The 7608-nt window shown below is 62.9% G+C and carries 8 protein-coding genes and 1 pseudogene; 3 read left to right on the top strand and 6 right to left on the bottom strand.

Annotated features, from left to right (window positions below; genetic code table 11):
* The first annotated feature begins 76 nt into the window (after positions 1 to 76).
* The 3 genes from ACFXIV_RS40695 (at position 77) to fabG (ending at position 2919) form a co-directional block, all read left to right on the top strand.
* Positions 77 to 850, top strand: a complete 774-nt coding sequence (locus ACFXIV_RS40695) for a crotonase/enoyl-CoA hydratase family protein (protein WP_379402970.1) — start codon at positions 77 to 79, stop codon at positions 848 to 850.
* A 76-nt stretch (positions 851 to 926) separates the two neighbouring features.
* Positions 927 to 2132, top strand: coding sequence for an acyl-CoA dehydrogenase family protein (locus tag ACFXIV_RS40700; protein ID WP_379402969.1), 1206 nt, complete (start codon positions 927 to 929; stop codon positions 2130 to 2132).
* A 40-nt stretch (positions 2133 to 2172) separates the two neighbouring features.
* Positions 2173 to 2919, top strand: coding sequence for a 3-oxoacyl-ACP reductase FabG (fabG, locus tag ACFXIV_RS40705; RefSeq protein WP_379402968.1), 747 nt, complete (start codon positions 2173 to 2175; stop codon positions 2917 to 2919).
* Positions 2920 to 3270: 351 nt separating this feature from the next.
* Here fabG and ACFXIV_RS40710 read toward each other — a convergent pair whose 3' ends face one another.
* The 6 genes and pseudogenes from ACFXIV_RS40710 to ACFXIV_RS40735 all read right to left on the bottom strand — a co-directional run.
* Positions 3271 to 3591 (bottom strand): hypothetical protein, encoded by a 321-nt coding sequence (locus ACFXIV_RS40710; protein ID WP_379402967.1) that lies wholly within the window; start codon positions 3589 to 3591, stop codon positions 3271 to 3273.
* 98 nt (positions 3592 to 3689) lie between these two features.
* A pseudogene (locus tag ACFXIV_RS40715) lies at positions 3690 to 3773 on the bottom strand (helix-turn-helix domain-containing protein); the annotation flags it as partial.
* A gap of 845 nt (positions 3774 to 4618) precedes the next feature.
* The gene (locus ACFXIV_RS40720) at positions 4619 to 5401 is read right to left on the bottom strand and encodes an SDR family NAD(P)-dependent oxidoreductase (RefSeq protein ID WP_379402966.1); all 783 of its coding nucleotides are present in this window, start codon (positions 5399 to 5401) and stop codon (positions 4619 to 4621) included.
* A 53-nt stretch (positions 5402 to 5454) separates the two neighbouring features.
* Positions 5455 to 5778: a 2Fe-2S iron-sulfur cluster-binding protein gene (locus ACFXIV_RS40725; RefSeq protein ID WP_379402965.1), complete on the bottom strand. Its 324-nt coding sequence runs from the start codon at positions 5776 to 5778 to the stop codon at positions 5455 to 5457.
* Positions 5779 to 5825: 47 nt separating this feature from the next.
* The gene (locus tag ACFXIV_RS40730) at positions 5826 to 7091 is read right to left on the bottom strand and encodes an NAD(P)/FAD-dependent oxidoreductase (RefSeq protein WP_379402964.1); all 1266 of its coding nucleotides are present in this window, start codon (positions 7089 to 7091) and stop codon (positions 5826 to 5828) included.
* Between the two features lie 143 nt (positions 7092 to 7234).
* On the bottom strand, positions 7235 to 7608 hold a 374-nt coding region (locus tag ACFXIV_RS40735), incomplete at its 5' end, for a cytochrome P450 (protein ID WP_379402963.1).

The following is a 7608-nucleotide window of genomic DNA, read 5'->3' on the forward strand; positions in this document are numbered from 1 at the left end:
TCGACTCCCGCGCCGTTGTTTGCGACAGGCGCGAACACCCGTACACCACCGAGCGGATCGACTGAGGACAGAACTAATGACCGAACTTGCTGACGAGGTCCTGACCGAATTCGCGAACGGCGTCGCGTTGATCACGATCAACCGCCCCAAAGCGAAGAATGCGATGAACGCTGCCGCGGCAGCTGCAATCGCGAAGGCCATCGACACTCTGGAGGAGCGCGCCGATCTCTCGGTTGGCATCATCACGGGGGCGGGCGGAGTGTTCTGCGCGGGCATGGACCTCAAGGCCTTCACGCGCGGCGAGACGCCGAGCATCCCGGGGCGTGGTTTCGGCGGGCTTACCGAGTCCCCACCGACCAAGCCTCTGATCGCCGCCATTGAGGGCTGGGCGTTGGCCGGCGGATGCGAGCTTGCGCTGAGCGCCGACCTCGTGGTCGCCGCCCGGACGGCTCGATTCGGGCTGCCTGAAGTCAAGCGTGGGCTTGTCGCGACCGCTGGTGGCCTGTTACGGCTGCCGAAGGCGTTGCCGTATCCGATCGCTATGCGCGTCGCCCTGACCGGTGAGCCGATCAGCGCCGAAGAAGCGGAACGGTTCGGGCTCGTGTCCGTATTGTGCGAGGAGGGTGACGCCTTGTCGGCCGCAATGGATCTCGCGGCGACAATCGCTGCGAACGGACCCCTTGCGGTGCAAGCGACCAAGCGGATCGTCAGCGAGGCGGCGGGCTGGACAGACATCGAAGCGTTCGAAGCCCAGCGCGCAATTGCCAAGCCAGTGATGAAATCCGCCGACGCCAGAGAAGGCGCGTTGGCTTTCGCGGAGAAGCGTGCCCCGGTCTGGCGGGGCGAATGATCTTCGCAGTCTCTCATTCCGCGGTGAGGTCCGGCTGTAGGTCCGGAACTGCCGTGGTGCATCGATTGGAGTTCATGTGACCAGGCTCGGACTAACCGATGGACTTTCCGACGTACAGTCGGAGATCTTGTCCACTGTGCGCTCATTTGTGGATAAGGAGATCATCCCGCACGCGCAGGAGTTGGAGCATGCGGACGAATACCCCACAGGCATCGTCGAGGGCATGAAGAAGATGGGCCTGTTCGGGCTCACGATCCCCGAGGAGTTCGGCGGGCTCGGCGAATCGTTGCTGACCTATGCGCTCGTCGTCGAGGAGATCGCGCGCGGATGGATGAGCGTGTCAGGGGTGATCAACACGCATTTCATCGTGGCGCACATGATCGCCCGACACGGCACTCCGGAACAGAAGCAGAAATACCTTCCGAGGATGGCGACCGGCGAAATCCGTGGGTCGTTCTCCATGTCCGAGCCGGATCTAGGTTCGGACGTGGCGGCGATCAAGACCCGCGCCAAGCGTGACGGCGACGACTACGTGATCGACGGCGCCAAGATGTGGCTGACCAACGGCGGTACGTCCAACCTCATCGCTCTGCTGGTCAAGACGGACGAAGGCGCGGATACAGCGCATCAGAACTTGACTACGTTCCTCGTCGAGAAGCCCGAGGGCTTCGGCGAGGTCGTTCCCGGCCTGACTATCTCGGGCAAGATCGACAAGATGGGCTACAAGGGCGTCGACACCACCGAGGCGGTTTTCGACGGATTCCGTATTCCTGCTGGGCAGGTGCTCGGTGCGGCCCCGGGCAAGGGCTTCGCGTTCATGATGGACGGCATCGAGGTCGGTCGTGTGAACGTCGCTGCCCGCGCCTGCGGCATCTCGATCCGTGCGTTCGAGTTGGCAATCAACTATGCACAGCAGCGCAAGACATTTGGTAAGCCGATCGCGGAGCACCAGGCGATCGCATTCAGGTTGGCGGAAATGGCCACAAAGGTCGAGGCTGCGCACCAGATGATGGTTACGGCGGCCCGGCTGAAAGACAATGGCGAGCGCAATGATGTCATCGCGGGGATGGCGAAGCTGATCGCGTCCGAGTACTGCGCCGAGGTCACCCAGGATTCGTTTCGAATCCACGGCGGCTACGGCTATTCCAAGGAGTACGAAATAGAGCGTCTCATGCGCGAGGCCCCGTTCCTTCTCATCGGCGAGGGCACCAGCGACATCCAAAAAATGATCGTCAGCCGCGGTTTGCTCCGCGAATATTCACTTGTCGATCGAGCAAAGTGATCGCCACCCAGCAAATTGTCCAAACCAATCTGAGGTCTCCATGTCCAACCTTCTGTTGAATGACCGAACTGCTGTCATCACCGGTGCCGCACAAGGCATCGGGCTTGCCATCGCCGAACTCTTCGTCGCGCAGGGCGCGCGTGTGGTCATAGGTGACATCGACGGCGACGCTGCAGCCAAGGCCGCTGACGGCCTCGGTGGTGACCAGGTCGCCCGCGGTGTCCGATGCAACGTGACCGATGGCGCTGATGTGGACGCTCTACTCGCCACCGCGGCCGAAGCGTTCTCCCCGGTCGACGTCCTGGTCAACAACGCGGGCATCACCCGTGACGCGACCTTGCGCAACATGACCGAGGAACAGTTCGACCAAGTCGTCAACGTGCACCTGAAGGGCAGTTGGAACGGCATTCGCAAGGCTGCGGCGATCATGCGCGAGAACAGGCGCGGGGCAATCGTGAACCTGTCGTCACTGTCGGGCAAGGTCGGCATGGTCGGGCAGACAAACTACTCGGCCGCTAAAGCCGGCATCGTCGGACTCACCAAGGCCGCCGCCAAAGAACTTGCGCACCACGGGATCCGCGTGAACGCGATCCAACCGGGCTTGATCCGCACCGCGATGACAGAGGCGATGCCACAGAAGGCGTGGGATCAGAAGATGGCCGAAATCCCAATGGGCAGGGCCGGCGAAGTCTCCGAAGTCGCCTCGGTGGCGCTGTTTCTGGCCTCGGATCTGTCGTCCTATATGACCGGTACTGTGCTAGAGGTGACCGGCGGAAGGTTCATGTGAATACCGCAGGACCTGGACCACGCAGGAATCACTGTCGAGAACCATCTCCCGCTGGCTCGCAGTCCTCGACACCGTGGATGCGCACTTAGCAGATAACCGCGCGGGGGTCCTCTGGCCCACGCAGGGACGGGTCGGTGCCTTCGGGAAGTACTGATGCAACAAGCAACCGGATCGTGTTCTCACTGGTCGCTCGCTTCAGGGTAATCCGGGCCGGGCGAAATAGACCCTCTTGGTGAACGGACGGCCAGCAGGGCGTGCCGGGCTATTTCGCCACCCTGATCTCCATGATGCGTCGCGCCCGTGTCCGAACGGTAGTAAGCATCTCCCTTGCGGCAGTGGCGAGTGCCTCCGCTACCCCCGATGTGTGCCCGTCGATACGATCGTCGGCCGCGCATCGGTCAGATTCGACAGCGTGATGAAGAGAACCGACCGAATGTCGGGGTCGACGGCGACGCCGGCGGAGCGGGGGGCTTCGTCGGCAGCCGTTTGGTCAATATCCTTGAAGGGCAGGACTTTTCGGCGTTGTCGAGGACTGGTTGATGATTTCGTGGTCGACATCCTCGGCCTCTGCTCGGGATAGGTCCGGCGCAACCAGACACCGATCTGCCGCGGACTCCAGTCCATCTCCAACTTGGCCTGCACCAACGCGCGCAGCTGGAGATTTGCGAACAACTGACCAGGCTGACGGCGCCGGACGCGCTGGGCTGCACGGGCATTAGCGAGGCTGCGTCGTAACGCCCGTGGTTGTGGTTGAAAGTATTTCGCCGCAGTTCACGGCTGACGGTGGACGCAGCACGACCGAGGCGACGCGCGATCTCACGGACTGTGTGCGCGCGCTGTCGCAATGTCGCGATGCATTGACGCTCAGGGCAAACTCATTGACCGCTCTGATCGGATCTTGTCGGCGATCCTGGATGGCGGTAGTCCATGCTAAGGGTGGGGGTGGGCGCCGGGATTCGCGATGTAGTCACCGCTGGCTCGATGCTGCTCTGGAAGCAGTGGAACGGCCTGAGCCTCGACAGCTGCATCGCGACCGACCAGCGTCGGACGTCGGGTGTACCAGACCTTTTCCGGAGACGAACTCTGTAGAGCGACTGACAACCCGGCCGTTTGGATCATCCACAACATTTGTGCGACAGGGGAATTGATCTTCCGCTGGTGGCTGAAGGCGAAAATGCTGCGACACAATGGGTCGAGGCATCCAAGACGGCCGCAGCTGCTCGAAATGCGCCATCCGCGATCCACTGACGTTCTGCCGCAGAGCTTTGTCGCATATGCACCGAGCCCGTCCGTCCTCCGCGGCGCCTGGCGCGATAGGACAATGCGGAGTGTCGACTCACATCAAACGACACCATCGGCGGATACCAAGGTGATCGAAGAGCTGGCCATCTCATCCGATTGGGCGTGGCAACCCGAGGACGCTGGTGCCATTCACCAGCACCCATCACCGCCGCGGTTTGTAAACACAGTCGGCCGGCGCGTCTCTGTAGCCGATTACCTGCTGGCGCCCCGCCGGTTCGTCCGCAGCGAACAGTATGACCTCGGCGGGTGCGGCTGAACCTTCAGGATTCGCAAACGGGCTGGTGGCGGAAGCGAATCCTGTCGAGCGGCGGAGCGATCTGGTCGTTCGAATCACCAACTATGTAACCCGATCCGTGCCTCGAGAGCTTTTCACCAAGGCAACACGGATCCGGTCGGCTTACCGGCCGAACAACGCGGAGGTGTGGCCTTGGTCGGCAACGACGCTGGTGGCGTGAATGGCGCGGGCATCATCTGAGGCCAGGAAGACGATGATTCGGGCCATATCCTCTGGATCAAGGAAGAACTCCCCGTAGGGTCCGCTGCTCGTCTCATCGAGATGGGCGAGTGCGGCGGCCATCTCAGCGGTCTGCGGGTACGCGAGTGCGGCGGTCATCGGTGTTCGTGTCGCTCCTGCTGCAAACGCCACGACACGGATGCCGCTGCGGCGCAACTCCGGTGCAAGCGATGCCGTGAAGTGAGCGAGGCCGGCCTTGGTCGCTGCATAGACGGGGGAGTCCGGCTCAGCCAGCACGGCCTGAGTGGAGGTCACATTGACAAGGACGCCACCGCTTGGCCGCATGGCCGCCACCGCGGCGAAGCTGACGTTGATTGCGCCGACCAGATTCACCGCGACCAACTTGTCGATAATGACTGGATCAGGTGTGAACACCGGTGTCGGCGCGTAGACGCCTGCCGCATTGACTACGACATCGAGACGCCCGTACAGCTCGTTGATCTCGGCAAACAAGGCGGCAACGGTATCGCGGTCCGTGACGTCGCAGGTTACTGCGACAGCACGACCACCGTCCTTCTCGATCTTCTCGACGATGTCCTGCATCTCCGAGACGGGGAGCGGCGCGGCCACCACGGTCGCGGCTCCAGCCGCAGCGAGCATCCTGGCGGTGGCAGCCCCTATGCCGCTGGACCCCCCGACAACGAGGGCGATCTTGCCGTCGAACATCTTGTTTTTACTCCTAGATTGTGTGGCGGAGATCGGATAGCGGTGCGGAGTGTTCAGAACTCGCTGGGCGGCATGGAGACCGCGATCGTCTGGACTGTGCCGCCGAGGACGACCTGGCACCCGAGTCGGGACTGATCACGCCGCGAGTCGAGACTATCGAGCAGGTCCTCCTCATCCTCGGACAACGGCGGGAGTGCGTCGGACTCGGCGTCGTTCACCCACACATGGCAGGACGCACACGAGAGGCATCCGCCGCAGGTCCCGAGCTCATCGTCGATATCGGCGTCCCGAAGGGCCTCCATCAATGATGTTCCTTCACGGCACTCGAGGCGCAGAACTTCGCCTTCTCGGGTCGTGACGATAACAGTGGGGGACATGGTCGCTCCTCTTTGTTGGAAGGGAATGGGCAGTGTGTTCGCTGCGTTCACGCGGCGCTGGAGGACGGTCGGCCGCCGCCCTTGGCGAATGCCTGCAAGGTGAACTGGGGGTCTTCTGCGTTGTCAGGGGTGGGGCGCACAGTGGTCGCGAGAATCTTGCGAGCGGCCATGTGGTCTGCCGGTCGGTTGACCGACTCGACGCAGGTCAGGCGTTCGTCATCGAACCTCAACACCGAGAAGCGGCCAGATGTGATGTCGCCGTGGACAATCCGTCGGTCGTCCGGCGTGGGGAGCCCTGCCATCTGGACCCGGCAATCAAACTGGTGCGACCAGAACCAGGGCACATTGTTGTACCGCTCGTTTCGAGCGCCGTGGATGATCCCGGCCGCGACAAATTTCGCCTGGTCGACGGCATTTTGGACCGACTCGAGGCGGACGAGGCGATCGTCCGCGTGCAAGGATGGGAACGTCGCGCAGTCGCCGACTGCGGTGATGGCGTGGTCCGACGTCCGGAGTCGTTCGTCAACCACGATTCCATTGTCGGTGTGCAGCCCTGCCCGGGCCGCGACCTCCACGTTCGGAATCACGCCGACGCCGATGACCACGATGTCGGCCTTGAGGCGGGTCCCGTCGTCAAGTTCAACCTCGGTGACCGATCCGTATAGGCCGTGAAGGGCATTGACTGTCCGTCCCAGGAGCAGATGGGTGCCCTGTTCAGCGTGGACGCTCGTGAGGTAGCTCGACATCTCCGGCGAAAGTGCTCGCGAGAGGGGCCGGTCGAGTCCCTCGACGACGGTTACAGAGCGGCCCGCCGCCCGCTCGACCGCTGCGAACTCCAGTCCAATGAACCCACCACCGATAACCACGACATGTTCGGCCGAAACTCGGAGCTTGCGGAGCAAGTCCGCGTCATCGATTCCTCGGAGGTAGACGACTCCCTGCAGATCTGATCCGGGCACCGGGAGGGTGCGCGGCCGGGCGCCGGTGGCGAAAACCAGGTTCGAGTAATCCAGCCGGCTCCCAGAGCCGAGATGAACGCACCGCGCTGATCGATCAACGGCGACGGCGGGGTCACCGCGGTGGACCTGGATCCCCTTCTCGGGGAAGAATGATTCGTTTGCCAGCCGAAGCCCGTCGATGGACGTCGACCCCCGCAGGTAGTCCTTCGACAGCGGTGGACGTTGGTAAGGCAGGTGCGCCTCGCCTCCGACGAGGTCGATTGACCCGGTGAAGCCACCCGAGCGCAGTGAGTGCGCTACCTGGAAGCCGCCCTGTCCCGCTCCGATGACCACCACAGCGTCGTCGTTGCTCATGTTCCCTTCCGTGCATTTTCAAATTCGACAGCGTCGAACGTTCGATAACAACAGCCTCGGCCGAGCCCTCACGCCCGTGAGGGAAGGAGGTTCCGGTCGACGTGCACTCAGGGGCGGCCGTGCCGCCCCTGAGTGCACGCGGATCAGTTCCCGGTCGGCCAGGTCAGGGCCAGTTGGCTGACGCCGAGCATCTGGCTTGCCCGGCGGACGAGTGGGGTGTTGGGGTCGATTTCGAAGTCCGGGATTCGGGTCAACCATTCTTGGAGGAAGATTTTGACCTCGAGGCGGGTGAGGGCGGCGCCTGGGCAGGCGTGCGGGCCGACCCCGAACGCGAGGTTGAGTTTGGCGGGCCGGTCGAAGTCGATTTCGGCGGCGTTGGGGAAGAGGGTCTCGTCGAAGTTGTAGAGGCTGGCGGGGCATGCTGACTGGAGCCCGCTGAGCAGGTCCAGCGGTTGTGGGAGTTCTGATGCACCAGAATGGGTGCAGGAGGACGAGATCACGACATGGCGCGACGACG

It is taken from the genome of Nocardia sp. NPDC059236, assembly GCF_042754085.1.
Lineage (GTDB): Bacteria > Actinomycetota > Actinomycetes > Mycobacteriales > Mycobacteriaceae > Nocardia.

Bases quoted from the DNA above. Each gene is read 5' to 3' on its own strand.
- ACFXIV_RS40695 (WP_379402970.1), top strand. From the start codon at position 77: ATGACCGAACTTGCTGACGAGGTCCTGACCGAATTCGCGAACGGCGTC.
- fabG (WP_379402968.1), top strand. From the start codon at position 2,173: ATGTCCAACCTTCTGTTGAATGACCGAACTGCTGTCATCACCGGTGCC.
- ACFXIV_RS40720 (WP_379402966.1), bottom strand. From the start codon at position 5,401: ATGTTCGACGGCAAGATCGCCCTCGTTGTCGGGGGGTCCAGCGGCATA.
- ACFXIV_RS40725 (WP_379402965.1), bottom strand. From the start codon at position 5,778: ATGTCCCCCACTGTTATCGTCACGACCCGAGAAGGCGAAGTTCTGCGC.
- ACFXIV_RS40730 (WP_379402964.1), bottom strand. From the start codon at position 7,091: ATGAGCAACGACGACGCTGTGGTGGTCATCGGAGCGGGACAGGGCGGC.